Source organism: Streptomyces sp. NBC_00669 (genome assembly GCF_036226785.1).
GTDB lineage: Bacteria > Actinomycetota > Actinomycetes > Streptomycetales > Streptomycetaceae > Actinacidiphila.
On sequence record NZ_CP109018.1, the window covers coordinates 8,379,091 to 8,398,442 of the forward strand.

19 protein-coding genes are annotated in these 19,352 nt (G+C 74.4%); 11 read left to right on the top strand and 8 right to left on the bottom strand.

All coding sequences use genetic code 11. From position 1 onward, the window contains the following. Nucleotides 1-5 precede the first annotated feature (5 nt). Nucleotides 6-848, bottom strand: coding sequence for an aldo/keto reductase (locus OG896_RS35330; RefSeq protein WP_329371919.1), 843 nt, complete (start codon nt 846-848; stop codon nt 6-8). A 342-nt stretch (nt 849-1,190) separates the two neighbouring features. On the opposite strand from OG896_RS35330, the gene OG896_RS35335 reads away from it, so the two are divergent. Next, complete coding sequence (locus tag OG896_RS35335; RefSeq protein ID WP_329371921.1) at nt 1,191-3,281, top strand: SpoIIE family protein phosphatase; 2,091 nt, start codon at nt 1,191-1,193, stop codon at nt 3,279-3,281. An 85-nt stretch (nt 3,282-3,366) separates the two neighbouring features. Here the strand turns inward: OG896_RS35335 and OG896_RS35340 are convergent, their stop codons facing one another. Beyond that, a complete protein-coding gene (locus tag OG896_RS35340; protein ID WP_329371923.1) occupies nt 3,367-3,978 on the bottom strand; it encodes a LysE/ArgO family amino acid transporter in 612 nt (203 codons plus the stop codon). 164 nt (nt 3,979-4,142) lie between these two features. On the opposite strand from OG896_RS35340, the gene OG896_RS35345 reads away from it, so the two are divergent. Continuing rightward, a complete protein-coding gene (locus OG896_RS35345) occupies nt 4,143-5,096 on the top strand; it encodes a LysR family transcriptional regulator ArgP (protein ID WP_329371925.1) in 954 nt (317 codons plus the stop codon). A 58-nt stretch (nt 5,097-5,154) separates the two neighbouring features. Here the strand turns inward: OG896_RS35345 and OG896_RS35350 are convergent, their stop codons facing one another. Further along, entirely contained in the window at nt 5,155-5,877 is a 723-nt protein-coding gene (locus OG896_RS35350; RefSeq protein WP_329371927.1) for an SDR family NAD(P)-dependent oxidoreductase, read from the bottom strand. Nucleotides 5,878-6,056: 179 nt separating this feature from the next. Here OG896_RS35350 and OG896_RS35355 point away from each other — a divergent pair, with 179 nt between their 5' ends. Continuing rightward, nucleotides 6,057-6,713 (top strand): TetR/AcrR family transcriptional regulator, encoded by a 657-nt coding sequence (locus OG896_RS35355; RefSeq protein ID WP_329371929.1) that lies wholly within the window; start codon nt 6,057-6,059, stop codon nt 6,711-6,713. 182 nt (nt 6,714-6,895) lie between these two features. On the opposite strand, the gene OG896_RS35360 is transcribed toward OG896_RS35355, so the two are convergent. Further along, nucleotides 6,896-7,219 carry a hypothetical protein gene (locus OG896_RS35360; RefSeq protein ID WP_329371931.1) on the bottom strand — a complete coding sequence of 108 codons (324 nt, stop codon included), beginning with the start codon at nt 7,217-7,219 and terminating at the stop codon, nt 6,896-6,898. A gap of 106 nt (nt 7,220-7,325) precedes the next feature. Between OG896_RS35360 and ykgO the strand changes: the two genes are divergently transcribed. The 4 genes from ykgO to OG896_RS35380 all read left to right on the top strand — a co-directional run bounded on the left by ykgO (nt 7,326) and on the right by OG896_RS35380 (nt 9,980). Continuing rightward, a complete protein-coding gene (gene ykgO / locus OG896_RS35365) occupies nt 7,326-7,448 on the top strand; it encodes a type B 50S ribosomal protein L36 (RefSeq protein WP_328461145.1) in 123 nt (40 codons plus the stop codon). A gap of 360 nt (nt 7,449-7,808) precedes the next feature. Beyond that, on the top strand, nt 7,809-8,468 hold the full coding sequence (locus OG896_RS35370; protein ID WP_328461143.1) for a double zinc ribbon domain-containing protein: 660 nt from the start codon (nt 7,809-7,811) through the stop codon (nt 8,466-8,468). Between the two features lie 137 nt (nt 8,469-8,605). Then, nucleotides 8,606-9,130, top strand: coding sequence for a GNAT family N-acetyltransferase (locus tag OG896_RS35375; RefSeq protein ID WP_329371934.1), 525 nt, complete (start codon nt 8,606-8,608; stop codon nt 9,128-9,130). Nucleotides 9,131-9,221: 91 nt separating this feature from the next. Further along, nucleotides 9,222-9,980, top strand: coding sequence for a class I SAM-dependent methyltransferase (locus OG896_RS35380; RefSeq protein WP_329371936.1), 759 nt, complete (start codon nt 9,222-9,224; stop codon nt 9,978-9,980). Between the two features lie 80 nt (nt 9,981-10,060). On the opposite strand, the gene OG896_RS35385 is transcribed toward OG896_RS35380, so the two are convergent. Both OG896_RS35385 and OG896_RS35390 read right to left on the bottom strand, forming a co-directional pair. After that, nucleotides 10,061-10,801, bottom strand: a complete 741-nt coding sequence (locus tag OG896_RS35385) for a TetR/AcrR family transcriptional regulator (protein WP_329371938.1) — start codon at nt 10,799-10,801, stop codon at nt 10,061-10,063. A gap of 79 nt (nt 10,802-10,880) precedes the next feature. Further along, a complete protein-coding gene (locus tag OG896_RS35390) occupies nt 10,881-12,359 on the bottom strand; it encodes an MFS transporter (protein WP_329371940.1) in 1,479 nt (492 codons plus the stop codon). A 178-nt stretch (nt 12,360-12,537) separates the two neighbouring features. Here OG896_RS35390 and OG896_RS35395 point away from each other — a divergent pair, with 178 nt between their 5' ends. Further along, nucleotides 12,538-13,251 (top strand): class I SAM-dependent methyltransferase, encoded by a 714-nt coding sequence (locus tag OG896_RS35395; RefSeq protein WP_329371942.1) that lies wholly within the window; start codon nt 12,538-12,540, stop codon nt 13,249-13,251. A gap of 114 nt (nt 13,252-13,365) precedes the next feature. Here the strand turns inward: OG896_RS35395 and OG896_RS35400 are convergent, their stop codons facing one another. Then, the gene (locus OG896_RS35400) at nt 13,366-14,130 is read right to left on the bottom strand and encodes an SDR family NAD(P)-dependent oxidoreductase (RefSeq protein ID WP_329371944.1); all 765 of its coding nucleotides are present in this window, start codon (nt 14,128-14,130) and stop codon (nt 13,366-13,368) included. Further along, nucleotides 14,127-14,444: a hypothetical protein gene (locus OG896_RS35405; protein WP_329371946.1), complete on the bottom strand. Its 318-nt coding sequence runs from the start codon at nt 14,442-14,444 to the stop codon at nt 14,127-14,129. The genes OG896_RS35400 and OG896_RS35405 overlap by 4 nt, the downstream gene beginning before the upstream one ends. A 94-nt stretch (nt 14,445-14,538) precedes the next feature. Here OG896_RS35405 and OG896_RS35410 point away from each other — a divergent pair, with 94 nt between their 5' ends. The 3 genes from OG896_RS35410 to OG896_RS35420 all read left to right on the top strand — a co-directional run bounded on the left by OG896_RS35410 (nt 14,539) and on the right by OG896_RS35420 (nt 19,300). After that, nucleotides 14,539-15,396, top strand: a complete 858-nt coding sequence (locus OG896_RS35410) for a LysR family transcriptional regulator (protein ID WP_329371948.1) — start codon at nt 14,539-14,541, stop codon at nt 15,394-15,396. A 1,160-nt stretch (nt 15,397-16,556) separates the two neighbouring features. Then, a complete protein-coding gene (locus OG896_RS35415) occupies nt 16,557-18,344 on the top strand; it encodes a hypothetical protein (protein WP_329371950.1) in 1,788 nt (595 codons plus the stop codon). A 155-nt stretch (nt 18,345-18,499) separates the two neighbouring features. Further along, the gene (locus OG896_RS35420; RefSeq protein ID WP_329371952.1) at nt 18,500-19,300 is read left to right on the top strand and encodes an aminotransferase class IV; all 801 of its coding nucleotides are present in this window, start codon (nt 18,500-18,502) and stop codon (nt 19,298-19,300) included. Nucleotides 19,301-19,352 lie beyond the last annotated feature (52 nt).

Here is a 19,352-nt window from a genome sequence, read left to right on the forward strand (position 1 = left end):
ACCGGTCACGGCACCCAGTTGAACGTGTCCGGGTCCGGGCCGGTCCGCTCGCCGCGGTCCAGCGCGCTGATCTGCGCCATGTCGTCGGGCGTCAGCTCGAAGTCGAAGAGCCGGAAGTTCTCCTCGACCCGGGAGCGCGTCACCGACTTCGGGAAGACGATGTCGCCGCGCTGCAAATGCCAGCGCAGCGTCACCTGCGCCGGGGTGCGCTCCAGCCGCGCGGCGATCGCGGCGATCACCGGGTCGCCGAGGACCTTGCCCTGGGCGATCGGGGACCACGCCTCGGTGGCGATGCCGTGGTCGGCGTCGAACGCGCGCAGCTCGTCCTGCGTGAGGTAGGGGTGCACCTCGATCTGGTTGACCGCGGGCACCACCGAGGTTTCCTGGAAGAGCCGGTTCAGATGGGCGGTCTGGAAGTTCGACACGCCGATCGCCCTGACCCGGCCGGACCGGTAGATCTCCTCCATCGCCCGCCAGGTCTCGGTGTAGTCGCCGACCGCGGGCAGCGGCCAGTGCACGAGGAACAGGTCCAGGTACTCCATGCCGAGGTCGTCCAGGCTGCGGGTGAACGCGGTGAGCACGTCTCCGTAGGCGTGGAAGCCGTTGTTGAGCTTGCTGGTGACGAAGACGTCGGAGCGCTCCAGGCCGAACTCGCCGATGGCCTGTCCGACCTCCTTCTCGTTGCCGTACATCTCGGCGGTGTCGATGTGCCGGTAACCGGTCTCCAGCGCGGCGAGCACCGCTTCCTTGGTGTCCTTCGGCTCGATCAGGTACGTGCCGAATCCGAGCTGCGGGATCACCACACCGTTGTTGAGCGTGACATCGGGGATCGTGGGCGCTGAGGTCATGGTGCGCGACTTCCTTGCGTGGTCGGCGGTGCCGCGGGTGCTCTTCGGTTGTCCCCCCAAGGCCCCCAGAAGGCCCTCGCAGGTCCTCGAAGGTCCTCGAAGTCCTGGTGGCTCTGCGAAGCCCCGGAAGTCCCCGGGGCCGCCGTCCGCCCGCCGCGGCGCCGGGCCGGCGTACCGCCCCCGGTACCCACCGTAACGGCAGCGGCCCGGCCCGGCCCGCCGACGGCCGCCCGGCCGCCCGAGCCGCGGGGGAGTGCTCCCCTGGGCGCCGTACCGGTCACATGTGCGAACGCCCGGCGCTTTCGGCGCGCCTGGTGGGCCGTGGCGAGCGATGATCGGAGGATGAGGCGGATCGGCGGCGAAACGGGCGTGCCCGAGCTCGAACCAGAGGTGTTCGACCGTGCCATCGTGGCCGTTGCCCTGACCGCCGGTGACGAGCACCGGCTGGTGTACATCAACGAGGCGTTCCGCGCCCTGTTCGGGCCCCGGGAACTGGGCGCCCGGTCCGCGGACGTGTTCACCGAGCCCAGGGCCGCCCGCTTCCTGAAGATGCTCGACCAGGTGTACCGGGACCGGGCCGCCCGCCAGGTCACCGACACCCGCACCACCGACGGCACCGCGCCCGGCGCGCCCGGCCGCCGCCACTTCGTCTACAGCTGCTCCCCGGTGGTCTCACGGTTCGGTCCCGGCGTGCTGGCCGTGGCGGTCGACACCACCCCGCAGGTCGACGCGGTGGAGGCCGCGCAGCTGCTCTCCGAGCAGCGGCAGAAGGCGTTGCAGAGGTACGAGGCGCTGATGTCCGCCGTCACGCAGATCGTCTGGCTGATGAAGCCCAACGGCGACATCACCGAGCTGGTCGGCGGCTTCGAGGACTTCACCGGCAGCCCGTGGCGGCCGGTGATCGACCAGGAGTGGCTCAGGGCGGTGCACCCGCACGACCGGACCCGGCTGGTGCGCACCTGGAGCGACGCGTCCGAGGGGACCCCGTCCCTGTTCGTGTGCACGTTCCGGCTGCGCACCGCCTCCGGCGAGTACCGGCACGTGCAGTCCCGCGCGGTGCCCATCGAGCGCGGCGGGGTGCTGGTGGAGTGGATCGGCGCGACCGCGGACATCGAGGACCAGTGGCGCAACCGGCTGCGCGAGCGGCTGCTGGCGAGGGTGGCCACCGTCACCGGCACCGACGACGTGCCGGACGCGTTCGCCGCCGTCGCCGCGGCGGTGGTGCCGGACCTGACCGACGCGTGCGCGGTCTTCATGCTGCCCTCGGCCGGCATCGGCGGCCCGCTCACCGCGGTCCGGGTGGCGTCCACCGCCCGCTCCGGCCTGCCGGACATGCCCCCGCTGAGCAACCAGCCCTACCTCGTGGGGTCGGTCGCCCAGCAGGTGATCGAGAGCCGCCGCCCCAAGCTGCTGGTCTTCCCCGCCGGTGAGCCGCCCGAGGGCGTGCTGTCGGAGATGTCCAGGAAGTGGCTGCGCGCGGCGCGGGCCACCAGCCTGACCATGGTGCCGATCGTGATCGACTCGGCCGTGGTCGCGTTCGCCTGCGCGGCCGGCTGCGCGGACAGCCCGCCACCCGGTTCCGCGGACCTCGCGCTGCTCGGCGAGATCCTGCACGAGGTGCGCGAGCCGCTGCGGCAGGCGGTGGAGCTGCAACGCACCCGGCACACCGCGCTGACCCTCCAGCGCGCCCTGCTGTCGGCGACCCCGCGGGTGCCCGGCGCGGAGCTGGCCGCGCACTACCAGCCGGCCAGCAAGACCGCGGAGATCGGCGGCGACTGGTACGACGCGCTGCTGCTGCCCGACGGCACCGTCACCCTCACCATCGGCGACATCGCCGGCCACGACCTGGACGCCGCCACCTCGATGAGCCAGCTGCGCAGCATGCTCCGGGTGATCGCCTACGACCAGGACCATCCGAACAGCCCGGCCGAGAGCCTGTCCCAGCTGGACCGGGTGGTGGACGGCCTGAACATCGCGCCGCTGGTCACGGTGGTGCACGCCAACCTGGTGCCGCGGGCCGGCGGCCGCTGGCACGTGGCCTGGTCCAACGCCGGCCACCCGCCGCCGCTCCTGCTGCCCGCCGACGGCGAGCCGCGCTACCTGCACGGCGCCGGCCCTGACCTGCCGCTGTGCGTGGCACCGTCGATGCCGCGCACCACCTGGCACTACGAACTGAAGAACGGCGACACCCTGCTGCTCTACACCGACGGCCTGATCGAGGTGCCCGGCACGGACCTCGGCGAGGGCATGGCGACGCTCGCCCGGATCGCCGAAACCGCCCGCGCGGAGGGGCTGACGCTCGCGGAGATCTGCGCCCAGCTGCTGTCGGGTGTCGGCAACCGCCGCGACGACGCCGCCGTGATCGGCTTCCGCCCGATCCACCAGGGCGGCACCACCCCCGGCGCCGCGTGGGGCGGCTCCCTTCTCGGCTGAACCGCCGCGCGGAACAGGGGCGTTGGGGCCGTGTCAGGCGGCGGCCGGCCGGCGCGACCGTGCCCGGTCCGTACGGTCCGCCGTCTCACGCCCGGGTCGCCATCAGGACGCCCAGGCAGACCATGCTCACGGCGATCACGGCGTCGAGCACCCGCCAGGACCCGGGCCGGGCGAACGGGCGGCGCAGCAGCCGCGCGCCGAAGCCGAGGCCGCTGAACCACAGCACGCTCGCCGTGACCGCGCCCGCCCCGAACGGCCAGCGCGCGCCGCCGTAGGAGTTGGCGACCGAGCCGAGCAGCAGCAGCGTGTCCAGGTAGACGTGCGGGTTGAGCCAGGTCAGCGCCAGGCAGGTGAGGACGGCGGTGCGGGCGGAGGCGCCCGCGCCCTCGGCGGCGGAGAGCCGCTGCGGCCGCAGCACCCGGCGGGCGGCCAGCACGCCGTACGTCACCAGGAACGCGCCGCCGATCCACCCGGTGGCCGTCACCGCGGCCGGCCAGCGGCGTACGACGGTGCCGACGCCGCCGATGCCCGCCGCGATCAGCACGGCGTCGGAGGCGGCGCAGATCCCGACCACCGCGGGCACGTGCTCCCGGCGGATGCCCTGGCGCAGCACGAACGCGTTCTGGGCGCCGATGGCCACGATGAGGGTCAGACCGGTGCCGAGGCCCGCCAGGGCGGCGAGGAGAGCTGCGTGCATGGACCGAGGCTAGGAGCGGGCGGATCGTACAGGCCAGCTAATGATTCTTAGGTAGCATGAGGAATTCTTAACGCTCTCCGTACGGCTTCCGAGCCGGACGGCGGCGGTGGCGGGCGGCGCCGACGAAGGCGCCGGCGCGGGCGGCGGGAATGGGGTGACGGTCGATGGCGGGGCTCCCGCTGGACCAGGTGCGTACGCTGCTGGCCGCCGTGGACGAGGGCACGTTCGAGGCGGCGGCCGAGGCCCTGCACGTCACGCCGTCCGCGGTGAGCCAGCGGATCAAGGCGCTGGAGCAGCGCACCGGCCGGGTACTGCTGCTGCGGACGAAGCCGGTGCGGCTGACCGCGTCGGGCGAGGTCGTGGTCCGGTTCGGCCGGCAGCTCGCACGGCTGGAGCAGGACGCCGGCGCCGAACTCGGCCTGGGCGACGCGCTCGGCCCCGCCACGCTGCCGATCGCGGTCAACGCCGACTCGCTGGCGACCTGGTTCCTGCCCGCGCTCGCCGAGGCCGCCGCCGACCGCGGCATCCTCTTCGACCTGCACCGCGACGACGAGGACCACACCGCGGCGCTGCTGCGCCAGGGCCGGGTGATGGCCGCGGTCACCTCCTCGCCGCAGGCCGTGCAGGGCTGCTCGGTACGGGCGCTCGGCCGGATGCGCTACCGGGCCAGGGCCGCGCCCCGGTTCGCCGCCCGCTGGATCGCCGACCGTCCGCTGCGCGAGGCGCTGCCGGCCGCCCCCGTCATCGTCTTCGACCGCAAGGACGAACTCCAGGACCGGTTCCTGCGCGGGCTCGCACCCCGGCAGGCCCGCGCGGCCACCCGCGCCCGGCACTACATGCCGTCGTCCGAGGCGTATCTCGACGCGGTCGCCGCCGGGCTCGGCTGGGGCATGATCCCGGACCTCCAGGCCGGTCCCCATCTGGCGGCGGGCACCCTCGTCGAACTCGCCGCCCGCCGCCCGATCGACGTGCCGCTGTACTGGCAGCAGTGGAAGCTCGACTCCCCTGACCTGGCCGCCGTCGCGGACGCGGTGGGCCGGGCGGCCGCCCGCGAACTCTCCCCGACGGCGACAGCGAAGGCGACAGCGACAGCGAAGGCGACGCCGACGGCGGGCTGACCCGGGCCGGGCGGCACGCCGTACGGCCCGGCCCGGGGGCCCCTCGACCACCGCCGGGTCACGCGACGGCGCGGCCCCCGTCGACCGGGACCGTGGCGCCGGTGATGTACGTGGCGCGGGGCGAGGCGAGGAAGACCACCGCCGCGGCGATCTCCTCGGTGCTCGCGTGCCGGCTCAGCAGCGTCGTGGAGCCGAGCGTGTCGACCATCTCCAGCGGAGCGCTCTCGGTGAGCGTGGGGCCGGGGGCGACGCTGTTGACGCGCACCCCGGACGCGCCGAACTCCCCGGCCCAGGTGCGGGTCAGCGAGTTCACCGCGGCCTTGGTGGCGGCGTAGACGGAACTGCCGGGGAGCGAGACGGTCGCGGCCATCGTGCTGATGTTGACCACGCTGCCCTCGCCGCGCTCGGCCATCCGCGGCGCGATCGCGGCGGTGAGGAAGTACAGCGCCCGCACGTTGACCTGGAACATCGCGTCGAACGACGCGACGGTCTGCTCGGCGGTCGGGCTGAAGTCGAAGACGCCGGCGTTGTTGACGAGGATGTCGACGTCGGCGGCCTCCTCGGCGAGCCGCCGGACCGAGTCGAGGTCGGTCATGTCGGCGGCGAAGAAGCGCGCCTTGCCACCCGCGTCCTCGAGCGCGGCGACCGTCGCCGCGCCGCGTTCCGCGTTGCGCCCGGTGACGATGACCTCGGCGCCCCCGGTGGCGAGTTGCAGGGCGACCTCCCGGCCGATGCCGGCGGTGCTGCCGGTGACCAGTGCCTTGCGGCCTTCGAACTCCATGGTGATCCGCCTGGTTTCTGTAGTGGTGTGCGCTGCGCGGTGCGCGGCCCGCGTGGACGTACGGGGGCCCGCCGCTGATGTCGTCGCCGCCGTGAAGATTGGAGCGATGACTCCATTCTTGGCACGGAGGGATTGGAGTGTCAACTCCAGAAAACGACGTGGCGCGCTACGCTGAGCGCATGAGCATCGACTCGCCTCCCGTGCCCGACCCGACGGCCCCCCAGCGGCTGACCCGCAAGGGCGCCGCCACCCGGGGACGCATCGTGGCCGCCGCGGCCGGGCTGATGCTGGAGCGCGGCGTGGCGGGCACCAGCACCGACGACGTGCGTGCCGCGGCCGGGGTCAGCACCTCGCAGATCTACCACTACTTCGCGGACAAGAACGCCCTGGTCCGCGCGGTGATAGCGCACCAGACGCAGGCCGTGCTGGACGCCCAGGAGCCGCTGCTGAGCAGCCTGGACTCCCTGCCGGCGCTGCGGGCCTGGCGCGATCTCGTGGTCGACGTCCAGCGGGAGCGGCACTGCCAGGGCGGCTGCCCGATCGGGTCGCTGGCCAGCGAACTCGCCGAGAGCGACGACGTGGCACGCGGCGACCTCGTGGACGGTTTCGCCCGCTGGGAGGCGGCGATCCGGGCCGGTATCCACGCGATGCACGACCGCGGGGAGCTACGGCGCGACGCCGACCCGGACCAGCTCGCGCTGGCTCTGCTCGCCGCTCTGCAGGGCGGGCTGCTGCTCACCCAGACCCGGCGCGAGACCGCTCCGCTGGAGGCGGCACTCGACGCGATGCTCGCGCACATCGCCGACCTGACGGTCCGGACCGACCGTCTGGGCTGAGGGCTGAGGGCTGACGTGACGGCTGGGGGCTGCTGAGGGCTGGGGGCTGACGCTGACGGACGACGGCGATGGTCGACGGCTGGCGGCGACGGCCGGCGGCCTTCGCGGGTGCGAGCCGGATCATGCGAGCACCCCGCCCGCACCGGAGGCCGGGCGGGCAGGGCGGAAGGCTCGGCCGAGGCTCAGTGGTCCTCGGGGTCGTCGATCGGGCCGGGGCTGGTGAAGTCCGGGCTGGAGAAGCCGGGGCTGGAGAACCCCGCCTCCTCGGGCACGAGGTCGTCGGCGTCCTCGGCCTCGTAGTCGGGGCCCTTGAACGGCGGTACTTCGTAGTCGGGCGGGGTGAAGTCGCCGATCCGGTCGCCGCCGGGGCTGCTGAAGTCCGGGCTGGAGAAGTCGGGACTGGAGAAACCCGGGCGGGAGAAGTCCGGGCTGTCGTCGTCCTCGGCTCCTCCCGCGCGCTTCGTCGATTCGGTGCCCTCGGTGCCGTCCTGCGGTGCGTCGGTCATGGCCTCGGCCGTCCCCTCCTGGGCCGCCCGCCCGCGCGGAATGAACGCGCGGGCGCCGCGGTTGTCGCCCCTGCACCGTAGAGACTACGAGCAGAAAGGCGCCGCCATGAAGGTTCGCAACTCGCTTCGCTCCCTGAAGGGCCGGCCGGGCGCCCAGATCGTCCGCCGCCGCGGCAAGGTCTACGTGATCAACCGCAAGGACCCGCGCGGCAAGGCCCGCCAGGGCTGACCCCGCCCCGTCCACCCGGCCGCGGCCGCCGCACCCCCGATCCGGGTCCCGGCGGCCGCGGCCGCGTGCTGCCCGGGCACGCTTCCCCGGGCCCGCCCGGCCGCCTCCGCACGGGGCCGCGCGAGCCGTGGGAGGTGGGTCGTCAGTGCCTCGTGGTGGGGGTGGGAGGCGCGGGGTGCGGTGGGGCGTCCGGAGCCGCGGACAGGGGCGCCCGGGAGTGCCCGGATGTGGGAAAGTATTGCCTGCCTGCGGTGCCGGACCGGTCCGCAGAACCGGGAGGACGTACGGGGCGTCCCTTGCCGGTGGGGGGACGACCGGCGGGTATGGGCCCGGCCGGAGACTGCTCGGGGAGGGCGACCGGTGACCGCGGAGATCTACTTCAGCAACAACTACCGCGATCTGTGCCAGGAACAGGGCACGGGCGCGGGGTTCCAGTTCGAGTTCTCCTGCAACCGGTGCAACGACACCTGGCGTTCGCGGTTCGAGGCGTACACCGGCGGGCGGATGGCCAGTTGGGTCGGCAAGGGCGTCAACGCGGCCTGGGGGATGCTCGGTCGGGCCGGCAGCGGCATGTCCACCGCGGCCGACGGCCTCGCCGGAGCCGGATACGGCAGCGCCCGCGACGCGGCGTTCCAGCGCGCGATCAGCAACGCCGAGGGCCACTTCAACCGCTGCCCGCGCTGCACCGGTTACGTCTGCAACCGCTGCTGGAACGCCGGCCAGGGCATCTGCCTGACCTGCGCGCCCGACACCGCCGCCGAGGCGGTCGCCGCCCAGCAGCGCGGCCTCAACGACATGGTCTCCGAGCGCGCCTACGCCGCCGGCCAGAACTCCGGGCAGTCGTTCGCGGTGAACACCCCGCGCCAGCTGGTCTGTCCGCAGTGCAGCGCCGAGACCCACGGTTCGGCCTTCTGCCCCGGCTGCGGCCACCAGCTCGCGCAGCAGGACACCTGCGGTTCGTGCAGCGCGCAGCTCCCGGCGGGCGCGGCCTTCTGCCCGGACTGCGGCACCCGCCGCTGACGCGTCCCGCCCGCGCCCGCCCCGGCGTCGCACCGTACCGCCCCGGCGCGGCCCCGGCGGTGCGCTGCCCTGGCGTACCGGGTGCGGCTCAGGGGCCCTCGCACTGGTCCTGACCTGCGGCATGTGATGCTGGTGGCATGACTGATCGACCCGAGATCGCCGTCGTCCGCTGGCCCGACCGGGACCCGGGCGCGCGACCCCAGGAGGGGCCGGCCGAGCTGCTGGCGGCCTACCATCTGCGGACGCAGGCCGAGAAGGGCGAGGCCGTCGCCGCAGTGGACGACCTGCCGGAGCGCTACCGCGCCGAGATCGCCGACCCGGAGGCCGCGTTCGCCGCCGACGTCGTGCTGCTGGCACTGGGCGGCGGCGCGGGGAACGCGGGCGACGCGGCGGTGGGCTGCCTGGTGGTGACCGACCCCGTCGAGGGCGGGGCCGAGATCAAGAGGCTCTGGACCGATCCGGCGTACCGCGGGCGGGGCGTCGCGTCCGGCCTGGTCCGCGCGGCCCTCGCGTGGGCCGCGCGGAGCGGTGTGCGCACCCTGCGGCTGTCGGTGTGGGAGTGGCGGACCGACGCGATCGCGCTGTACGAGCGGCTCGGATTCACCGTCACCGCGTCGTGGGACGAGCGGGAGCGGCTGGTCTGCATGGAACGCGCCGTCTGAGGACCGCAGCGGGCCGCCGCCGTGGCCGTCCCGCCGTGACGGTTCCGCCGTGACGGTCCGGCCGCGCGCCGCGCCCACTGCGCTCGGCGCCGTGACGAAGACGCCCGCGTACCACCTGGACCGGACCAGTGCGCTCTCCTTCGGCTCCGTCAGCGAGCAGTACGACCGGTTCCGGCCCTCCCCGCCGCCCGGACTCGTGGACGACCTGGTCGCGCGTGCGCCCCGCGACGCGCTGGACGTCGGCTGCGGCACCGGCAAGGTCGCCGCCGAACTGGCCGGCCGCGGGACGCGGGTGCTCGGAGTGGAGATCGACGCGCGGATGGCGGCCGTGGCGCGGGGACACGGACTGCCGGTCGAACTCGGGGCGTTCGAGGCCTGGGAAGCCGCGGGCCGCACCTTCGACCTGATCACCTGCGGCGACGCGTGGCACTGGATCGACCCGGCCCGCGGCGCCGAGAAGGCCGCGTCGCTGCTGCGGCCGGGCGGCACGCTCGCCCTGTTCTGGAGCTACCTGCTCCTCGCCGACGACGACGCGGCGCTCTTCCGGCGGCTCTACGACGAGCACGCGCCGCGGGCGAGGACGCACAGCTACCTCCCGCACCAGACACGGAGCGAACCCTTCGAGCCGATCGGGGAGTTCGAGCCGATCGAGGTGCGGCAGTACCGCTGGGAGGCGACGGTGAGCGCCGACGACTGGGTCGGGCTCATCGCCACCTTCAGCGACCACCAGGCCCTGGAACCAGGGCAGTTGGCGGCGCTACAGCGGGCGCTGCACGACGCGATCGAGGGGCTGGGCGGCGGCGTCGGGGTGTCGCGCGGGGTGCACGCGGCGTTCGCGCGGCGGCGCTGACGGGCGTACAACCCGTCGCACGCCCGAGCGCCGTGGCCGCAGCCGGCGGGCCGGTGCCGGGGCCGGAGCCCCGGCGGCCGTCAGCCGCCCGCGTTGATGCGGGTCATCTCCGCGCGGGTCACCGCGGAGCGCATGCCCGGGGCGGCCGGCGCGCGCATCCCGGCCAGGTGGATGTCCGTGTAGCGCTGCCAGGCGTCGGGCGTCACGGTGCCGCTGGTCTCCACCACCCCGCGCATGCCCCAGACCAGTGTCATCACGTCGCCGAGTTCGACGTGCGGGTCGATCCGGCCGGACGCCTTCGCCTGGTCGAGGAGCCGGTCGATCAGGTCGCGCAGTTGCTCCACGCACGCGGCCTCGGTGCGCCCGATCAACTTGTGGGCGTAGCCGCGGTGTTCGCTCAGCCAGTGGCCGAAGACCCGTACGAACGCCTCGAATCCGGTGCCGCCCGGGTGGGACAGCGAGATGCGGGCCTGGCCGACCAGCTCGCCGAGGAGTTGCGCGGCGATCTCGTCGACCAGCGCCTCCTTGTTCGGGAAGCGCCGGTAGAGCGTGCCGACCCCGACCCCGGCGCGGGACGCGATGAGTTCCATGCTGGCGTCGGTGCCGTACTCGGTGAGGACCTCGCGGGCCGCGGCGATCACCAGCTGGTGGTTGCGCGCGGCGTCGCGCCGCATCGGCCGGTGCTGCGGGACGTGGTCGGCGCTGGCCGACGGGCCGGCCGCGGCCTGCGGCGCCGGGTGCTCGCCGCACTCGGCGTCGCGCGCGGCGCTGTCCGGTACGGAACCGTGCCCCGACTCGTGCACGGGGTGCTGCGCTGCCATCGTCCACTTCCGATCGTGCGACTCGTCCCGGTGCCGGACCCTCCGGTGAGGGTGGCACCGGGTCCGCCGGCGCCGGACCTCACTCCGACGTGTCGCTCATGACCGTACCGCCAGGTACCGCCGTGAGCGGCGCGTGCGCCGGCTCGTTCTCCTCCGTCGAGCCCGCCACCAGCGTGCCGCGCCGGCTCACCGGGATCAGCAGCGCGGCGAGCGCGCCCACCAGCAGCGCGACGCCGAGCATCGCGAAGCCGTGGGTGTAGCCGGCCTCGCGCGGCAGGCCGTCGGCCGCCGGGTTGGAGGTGACGACGCTGGCCATCAGGGCCGCGCCGATCGAGCCGCCGATGGTGCGGATGTTGGCGTTCATGCCGCTGGCCACACCGGTCTGCTCGGCCGGCACCGCGCTCACGATCAGGCTCGACATCGCCGCGAAGGCCAGGCCGAAGCCGACGCCCATCACCGCGGTGGCGATGTACAGCTCCCAGGTCGCGGTGTGCGCGAAGGCGAGCAGCGCCATCGACACCGCGCTGATCACCGAGCCGAGCAGCACCACGGTCTTGCCGCCGATCCGGGCGGCCAGGGTGTTGGCGCCCAGGCCCACCAGGAACATCGCCACCGACATCGGCAGCAGGATCAGCCCGGACTGGGTGATGGACGAACCGAAGCCGTAGCCGGTGGACTTGGGGCTCTGCACGAACTCCGGCAGGAACGCGAAGACCGAGTACATGCCGACGCCGAAGAGCAGCGCCACCGTGTTGTTGGTCCACACCGCGGGGCGGCTCATCATCCGCATGTCGATCAGCGGCGTCGCCGAGCGGCGCTCGGTCTCCACCCACGCGACCGCGAGCACCACGGCGGCGACGATCAGGCCGATCACCTTGCCGGAGCCCCAGCCCCACACCGACGCCTGGCTGAGCGCGACGAGCAGTGCCACCAGCCACGCCGACAGCAGCAGCGCCGGCGCCCAGCTGATCCGGCCCGGGGTGCGGCTGCGGGTGGGCGGCACGAAGAAGAGCGAGGCCGCGGCCGCCATGATGGTCAGCACCATCGGCAGCCAGAACAGCCAGTGGTAGTCGAGCGCGTTCACGATCGGGCCGGCCAGCACGATGCCCAGACCGCCGCCGACCGCGACGAGCGAGGCGATCGCCCCGACCGCGCCGCTCATCTTGTCGCGGGGGAACTCGTCGCGGACGATGCCGAAGGCGAGCGGCAGCACGCCGCCGCCGACGCCCTGGATCGCCCGGGCGATGATCATCACCGTCACGTTGGTGGCCAGCGCCGCCAGCAGCGAGCCCGCGGCCAGCGCGACCAGGGTGGCCACGAAGACCGGCTTCTTGCCGACCATGTCGCCGATCCGGCCCATGATCGGGGTGAATATCGAAGCGGACAGCAGGTACGCGGTCAGTACCCAGGTGACCGTGTTCTGCGAGGTGTGCAGGGATGCCTGGATCGTCGGCAGGACCGGGGTGACCAGCGACTGGAGCAGCGCGTAGACGCTGACACTGGCCGCAAGCACCGCGAACGTCACCTGATGGTGCGTGCGCCGGGTCTCGGACGCCATGGAACTCCTTTGAACTGAAGAATGAGGGTGCCTGAGTTCAGGAGAGCTCAGAAGAGGGCGCGGAACCGGAACTGGGGTTCCGCTAAAGCCAGGATAAGCCAACGGGAATGGCGGTTCCGTTTCGTTCCGGTGAGATCTCGCGCACATCGCGCCCCATCCGCCCCCTACGCTGGGCCGGGTGTTCTCCTCCCAGGGCCCGTCCGCGCGTGAACTTGCCGTCCAGGCACTGTCATCCGTCGAGCACGGCTACGACCTGCTCGCGCCGACCTTCGACCACACGCCCTTCCGCACCCCGGACCGCTTCCTCGACGCGACCGAGGCCGCGCTGCGGGCGTACGGGCCGTTCAGGACCGGGCTCGACGTGTGCTGCGGCACCGGCGCGGGCGTACGGGTGCTCGACGGGCTGTGCCCCAACGGCGTGACGGGGACGGACTTCAGCGCGGGCATGCTCGACCGGGCCCGGGCCGCGCACCCGGAACACGGCTGGGTGCGGGCCGACGCGCGGGCGCTGCCGTTCGAGACCGAGTTCGACCTCGCCGTCAGCTTCGGGGCGTTCGGGCACTTCCTGCCCGCGGAGCGGCCCGCGCTGTTCGCCGGGGTGCACCGCGCGCTGCGCCCCGGCGGCCTGTTCGCCTTCCCGATCGCCGCGCCGCCCCCGGTCCGCTCGCCCTGGTACTGGGCACTGACCGGCTTCGACGCCGCCATGCGGCTGCGCAACGCGCTGTGGCGGCCACCCTTCGTGATGTACTACCGCACCTTCCCGCTGGAGCCGGTACGGGCCGACCTCGCCGCCGCGGGCTTCTCGGTCACCACCCTCGCGCTGGAGGAGTTCGGCCGGCGCCCCGACGGCAGCCCGCGCTGCCGGCTGGTGCTGGCCCGCCGGCTCGGATAGCCGGAGTACGGGCGGGCCGCGTACCGGCGGCCGCGGGCGGGCGTTCTCTGGCGGCCGCGAGCGGGCGCGGGGGCGTGGGTACGCCCCCGCCCCCACCCGCCCGTCGTCCCGCGCTCAGGCCCGGCGGCCGCCGTCGACCGACAGGGCGGTGCCGGTGACGTAGGAGGCGTCCGGCGAGCACAGCCACACCGCCGCGGCGGCGACCTCCTCGGGCTCGGCCGGCCTGCCCAGCGGGGTCGCGGCCACCTGCCGCTCGACCGTCCGCGCACCGGCCGACGCGACGACACCGTCGAGCATGGGGGTCCTCGTCATCGCCGGGCACAGCGCGTTGACCCGGATGCCGTCCGGCCCGTAGTCCACGGCAGCCGCCTTGGACAGGCCGACGACGCCGTGCTTGCCGGCCACGTACGCCGGGGCGCCGGGGATCGCGTACAGGCCGCCGTTGGAGGCGACGTTGACGATCGCCCCGCCGCCGCGCCGCTTCATGGCGGGCAGTTCGTACTTCATGCACAGCCAGGTGCCGATCAGGTTGACCCGCAGCACGTGCTCCCACTCCTGGACCGTCATCTCCGTCAGGACCCGTTGGTGTGAGGGGACTCCGGCGTTGTTGACCGCGAAGTCGAGCCCGCCGAGCACCGCCACGACCTGGGCCACGGCCCGCCGTACGGACTCCTCGTCGCCGATGTCGACGGCCACGGCCTCGGCCCGGCCGCCCTCCCGCGCGATCAGCTCCACGGTCCTGCGGGCACCGTCCTCGTCGAGGTCGAGTACGGCGACCGCGGCCCCGCGCCGGGCGAACTCCAGCGCGCCGGCCCGCCCGATCCCGCTGCCTGCGCCGGTGACCAGCCCCGCCTTGCCCGCGTAGCCGCTCCCGCTCATGCCAGCGGCTCGTGGTTGGCCCAGATCGCCTGGTACGGATAGCGGCTCTGCCAGCGCCTGATGAGATCGACCGTCCCGGGCAGGGCGAAGGTCGCGTTGAGGGCGTCGAGGTCGGCCACGCGCAGTTGCAGGATGGCGCTGGCCACGGCCACCGGGGCGTGGTCGTCGCCCGGGACGCGGATGTGGTGCCGGGCCGCGACCGACTCGACCGTGCCGGAACCCGTCACGAGCTCCTCGAACTCCTTGATGTACGCGTCCAGCTCGCTCGCGGGAATCGGACTGTTGAACGCAACGATCATCGTGTGGTGAATCATGCCCCGAGTGAACAGGCACTTCTCGCGCGCGTCCAAGATCCATCCGTTTCCGATCCATGCCTGGTGGGAATGGATCGGGCGGTAGGCTTGCGGCATGGCCGAACTGGAGACACGCGAGCTGGAGTACTTCGTCGCCGTGGCCGAGGAACTGCACTTCGGGCACGCCGCGGCCCGCCTGGCGATCGCGCAGCCGGCGCTGTCCAAGGCTCTCCGGCGGCTGGAGTCCCGGCTCGGCGTGAAGCTGCTGGAGCGCTCCAGCAGGCACGTCGCCCTCACCCCCGCCGGCGAAGCGCTCCTGCACCACGGCCGGCACGCGCTCAACGCCGTCAGCGCGGCTGCCGAGAAGGCCCGCCGGGCCGGCGACCGGCACGACCACCTGCGCCTGGTGATCAAACCCGGCGGGGACGGCAACCTCCTGTCCGGCATCCTGGCCGCCTACGCCGGCCGGCCCGACGCCCGCCAGGTGGACATCCTCTTCGGCGGAGCCACCGACCGCGCCGACCACGTCCGCGACGGCCGCGCCGATGTCGCCCTGCTGTACGCGCCGTTCGACGACATGACCGGCCTGGACCACGAAACCCTGGCGGTCGAGGGCCGTGTCGCGATCCTGCCGCCGGGCCACCGGCTCGCCGCCCGCGCGGAGATCACCCTCGCCGACCTCGCGCAGGAGTCACTGCCCCGCTGGAAGGGTGTGCGCTGGACCGGAGCGCCCGAGGCGCGGCCGGGGCCCGAGGTCGCGGACGCGGCCGAAGCCCTGCAGATGATCAGGCTGGGACGCACCATCGCGCTGTTGCCGCGCTCGCTGGCCCAGCCCCTGCACCCCGACCTCGTCTACCGGCCGGTGACCGACGCGCCGACCAGCGCACTCGTCCTCGCCTGGGCGCAGGACGACCGCCGCCGGCTGGTCGCCTCCTTCGTCGCCGCCGCGGTGGACGCGGCGAGGACAGCGTGAACCGGTGCGGGGCGCTGCGCGGGCGTTCCGGGGTCGGCCGGGCCGTCCTCAACGGGCTTCGCCCGTGCCCCCGTTCGGCCGGGCCGGGCGGCTGTGCCCCCGCTGATCCGGACGGGCGGACAGCGGCGGACCGGCGCACAGCGCGTCGACGCCGGGAGAGATGACCTCCCGGGTGCGACGGCCGAGGATGCCGCCGGCGGTCCGGCCCCGGCCGGTCCGGAAGGCGGAGACCGCGCTCCGCGCCGCCGGGCCGGAGTCGCCGTCCACCGAGCGGGCGGAGCCGTGCGCGGTGAGCAGGCACCGGACGGCGGTTGCGGCATCGCCACGGCGTGCGCGGCGGGATCGGCAGTGGGTGGTGTGGTGATGTGTCGTGGGGCGGGGTGGTCCGTGGGGGGGAACGTGGGTTGATCCGGCGGTGGTTGCGGCATCGCCGGGGTGTGCGTGGTGGGATCGGTGGTGGGTGGTGTGGTGATGTGTCGTGGGGTGGGCTGGTCCGTGGGGGGGAACGTGGGTTGATCCGGCGGTGGTTGCGGCATCGCCGGGGTGTGCGTGGTGGGATCGGCGGTGGGCGGTGTGGTGACGTGTCGCGGGCGGGGTGATCCGTGCGGGAGAACCGCGTCGGCTCCGGTGCCGGTTCCGGCAGGCCGGTCCGCAGCAGGACCGGCCGCATCGCGTCCCCGTGCGTGGGCAGGTCCCGAGGCGTTGGCTCGGCGCGCAGGGCGGTGTGCTCGGTCTCGCGGACGGCGCGGGCGGGGCGGCCCGGCTTGGGGGCTTGGGGCTGGGCGGCTTGGTCGCGTCCAGCCGGACCCGAGGTGTTGGCTCGGCGCGCAGGGCGGTGTGCTCGGTCTCGCGGACGGCGCGGGCGGCTTGGTCGCGCCCGCTCTCGCTCGTGGCGTGTGCGGCCGCCGCTCGTGCTGGGGCGGGCCGCCGTCTCCGCCAGGACCGCGCGGGCATGGTCGTGCGCGGCCGGCCATCCCCTCCGTCCGGGCCGGGACGCGCCCTGGCGCGCGGCCGGGATGCGTGAACCGGGTGGGGTGAACGGGGCCGTAGGGCCTGGTGTTCCGCCGGTCGGGCGGCCCGGTCGGGGCGGTCGCGCGCGGCGGACGGCGGGGCCGGGGGTTCGGCGCACACGTGTGCGGACCTGCGCGCATAATGCCCGGGTGACGACGAGTTCGCCGCTTCTCGCGGACATACCCGCCCGGCCGTGGCTCACCCCGGACACCGCGCGGTGGGCGGGCGCGCGGGCGGGGCGGTGGGCGCACCCGCTGGGGCCCGCGCTGCTGCTCGTCGTCGGCGTGGTGGCGGCGATGGCGAACGCCCCCGATCCGGTGTGCACGCCGCAGGCGCCCTGCGGCGAGCAGTGGACCGACGCCATCATCACCATGCTGTTCTGGCCGCAGTTGTGGTGGCTGTTCGTGCTGCCCGAGGCGGCGGTGCTGTGCGGGCTGCTGCTCGTCGGCTGCATGGCCGACCCCAGCATCTGGGAGGGCGGCACCTCCCTGCGGATCGCCGACGGGGTCGTGGTCGCCGGGTTGTGCTGGGGACTGGCCGTGTCGGTACGGAAGTTGGTGCTGCGGCGGGCCCAGCGGCGCCGGTTCCGCGAGGCGGCCGGCGGCATCACCGCCCGGGCCCCCGTCCTGGCGTGGACCGCGCGCCCGAAACGCGGCGCCGTGCGGTGGGTGGTGGGCGCGGCGATGTGCGCTGCGGCCGCCGCCTTGACGGTATCGATCGTCCAGGCCGACCGGGCGGACGACCGCGCCGCGCGCACCGCCCCGGCCGTGGACGCCCGCGTCGTGGCGTTCCACTCCGGCGAGGGCACCCTGGTGGTGCGGCTGCCCGGCGAGCGGCGCCGGCACCACTTCGACGTCGAGGGCGACTACCGGAACCTCAGCACCGTGCGGGTGCTGCTGCCCGGCGGCGGCCGCGTCCTGCTGGCGGCCGAACCGTACGGGGACCGCGCCGACCGGCAGTTGCTCGCGCTCGTGCTCGGCGGCCTCGGGGTGGTCGCCGTCAGCTCCGGGCTGGTGGCTGCCGGCCGCGCGGCCCGGCTGCGGCGCGGACCCGTGCCCGTGCTGCGGGTACTGGCCCGGGTGCGCGGCGGCAGCACGGAGGTCTTCGCCCACGACGACACGGCCGGTGCGCACGCGGTGCTCCACTACGCCCCGCACCACGACCCGCCCGCGCCGCTGCGCCAGGCGCTGATGTTCGCCGACGGCGCCGAGGGCGGCGAGTTGCTGCTGGCGGTCCGTACGGAGAACGGCCGTTGGTACGTCGACGCCTCGGCGGGGCCGATCCGGATCGGCGCGGAGGACGACCCCGACGAGGACGACGAGGACGAGGACGGCGCCGGCGATGGCTTGACGGTCAAGGAGCGCTGGGCCGCCGAGGCCCGCGTCCAGGACGCGCTGGCCGCGATGCGGCGGCCGGGCGCGGCCCTTCCCACCCGGTGGCACGCGAGCGGGCTGTCGCTGACCGGTGCGATCACCATGTTCGCGGTGGTGCCGGCCGTCGGCTTCGGTTTCCTCGAGCACTCCACGTCGTGGCGGATCGTGTGGGCGGCCCCCGTCGCCCTGGCCGGGCTGGTGGGCCCGTTCGCCGTCCTGACCTGGCGGATCAGCGCCGGCCCCGCGGGCCTGCGGGTGCGGCGGCACGTCGTCAGCCGCCAGGTGCCCTGGGAGCGGCTCGTCGGCGCCGACTACTCCGGCGGCGTGCTCACGCTCCGCCTGCGGCCGGCCGAAGGCCCGCTCCACGCGGGGCAGTTCCTCGACAGCAGCGGCGCGCACCAGGACATCACCCTCGACCAGGTCGGCCTCGGCCGGCTGGACGTCCGCGCCGGGCGCCAACCGGCCGCCGAGCGCGCCGCGGCCGAGATCACCGCGATGATCCGCGACCCGTCGCTCCGCCCCGCCGCCGCCGCCGCCTCCGACCGGCCGGCCGACGGGCGTTGACCGGCGGGAGACCCGAAACCGGCCCCCGGGCACGCCGGTTGGGCACAGCCGGGCGGCAGGGAGGCAGCCGGCCCGTCCACGGAAGGCGCCGGTCCTGACCGGTCCTGACCGGTTCTGACCGTTCGCCGGCGCGCGGGCTCCCGTATGCTGCCCCGATGCTGCATGTGGAGATCGACGGCGCGGTGCCCACCACGGCGCAGCTCCATCGGGTGGCGGTCGTCAACTACGGCCACTTCACCTCGATGCAGGTGCGGGGGAACCGGGTCCGCGGCTGGGAACTGCACCTGCGGCGGCTCGACGAGGCGTCGCGGGAGATGTTCGGGGCGTCTCCGGGCGCGGAGCGCGTCGGCGAACTGCTGCGCCACGCGCTGGCCGGGGCACCGCGCGAGGTGTCCGCACGGATCGCCGTCTTCGCCCGCGGCGGCGACGTCTCGGTGCCCACGGACACCCCCGACCTCGGCGTGATGGTGTCGCTGACCGACCCGGTCGCCGAGACGCGCCTGCCGCCCTGGCGGGTGCGCGCCATGCCCTACCTGCGGGACGCTCCGCACCTGAAGCACACCGCGACCATGGGGCTCAGCCGCACCCGGCGTGCGGCCAGGGCGGAAGGCTTCGACGACGCGCTCTTCACCGGGCCGGACCGGCTCGTCCTGGAGGGTTCCATCTGGAACCTCGGCCTGTGGGACGGCGAGACCGTCACCTGGCCGCAGGGCCCGAAACTGCCGGGCATCACCGAGCAACTCCTGACGGCGGGGCTGGACCGCGTCGGCGCGCCCACCCGCACCTGGCCGGTGCGGGTGGACGAACTCGCCGGATTCCAGGCCGCGTTCGCCTGCTACTCCTGGTGCCCGTCGCAACCGCTCGCGGCCGTGGACGACATCGCCTTCGTGAACCCGCCGGCCGCGTACGCGCTGCTCGACGAGGCATGGGCCGCGGTGCCCTGGGAGACGGTCTGACCTCCGCCCGAGGAGCGGGGCCCCGCGGCGCCGCCCACCCGGCCCCGCGGCA

Bases quoted from the DNA above. Each gene is read 5' to 3' on its own strand.
- OG896_RS35330 (WP_329371919.1), bottom strand. From the start codon at position 848: ATGACCTCAGCGCCCACGATCCCCGATGTCACGCTCAACAACGGTGTG.
- OG896_RS35335 (WP_329371921.1), top strand. From the start codon at position 1,191: ATGAGGCGGATCGGCGGCGAAACGGGCGTGCCCGAGCTCGAACCAGAG.
- OG896_RS35340 (WP_329371923.1), bottom strand. From the start codon at position 3,978: ATGCACGCAGCTCTCCTCGCCGCCCTGGCGGGCCTCGGCACCGGTCTG.
- OG896_RS35345 (WP_329371925.1), top strand. From the start codon at position 4,143: ATGGCGGGGCTCCCGCTGGACCAGGTGCGTACGCTGCTGGCCGCCGTG.
- OG896_RS35350 (WP_329371927.1), bottom strand. From the start codon at position 5,877: ATGGAGTTCGAAGGCCGCAAGGCACTGGTCACCGGCAGCACCGCCGGC.
- OG896_RS35355 (WP_329371929.1), top strand. From the start codon at position 6,057: ATGAGCATCGACTCGCCTCCCGTGCCCGACCCGACGGCCCCCCAGCGG.
- OG896_RS35360 (WP_329371931.1), bottom strand. From the start codon at position 7,219: ATGACCGACGCACCGCAGGACGGCACCGAGGGCACCGAATCGACGAAG.
- ykgO (WP_328461145.1), top strand. From the start codon at position 7,326: ATGAAGGTTCGCAACTCGCTTCGCTCCCTGAAGGGCCGGCCGGGCGCC.
- OG896_RS35375 (WP_329371934.1), top strand. From the start codon at position 8,606: ATGACTGATCGACCCGAGATCGCCGTCGTCCGCTGGCCCGACCGGGAC.
- OG896_RS35385 (WP_329371938.1), bottom strand. From the start codon at position 10,801: ATGGCAGCGCAGCACCCCGTGCACGAGTCGGGGCACGGTTCCGTACCG.
- OG896_RS35390 (WP_329371940.1), bottom strand. From the start codon at position 12,359: ATGGCGTCCGAGACCCGGCGCACGCACCATCAGGTGACGTTCGCGGTG.
- OG896_RS35400 (WP_329371944.1), bottom strand. From the start codon at position 14,130: ATGAGCGGGAGCGGCTACGCGGGCAAGGCGGGGCTGGTCACCGGCGCA.
- OG896_RS35405 (WP_329371946.1), bottom strand. From the start codon at position 14,444: ATGATTCACCACACGATGATCGTTGCGTTCAACAGTCCGATTCCCGCG.
- OG896_RS35410 (WP_329371948.1), top strand. From the start codon at position 14,539: ATGGCCGAACTGGAGACACGCGAGCTGGAGTACTTCGTCGCCGTGGCC.
- OG896_RS35420 (WP_329371952.1), top strand. From the start codon at position 18,500: ATGCTGCATGTGGAGATCGACGGCGCGGTGCCCACCACGGCGCAGCTC.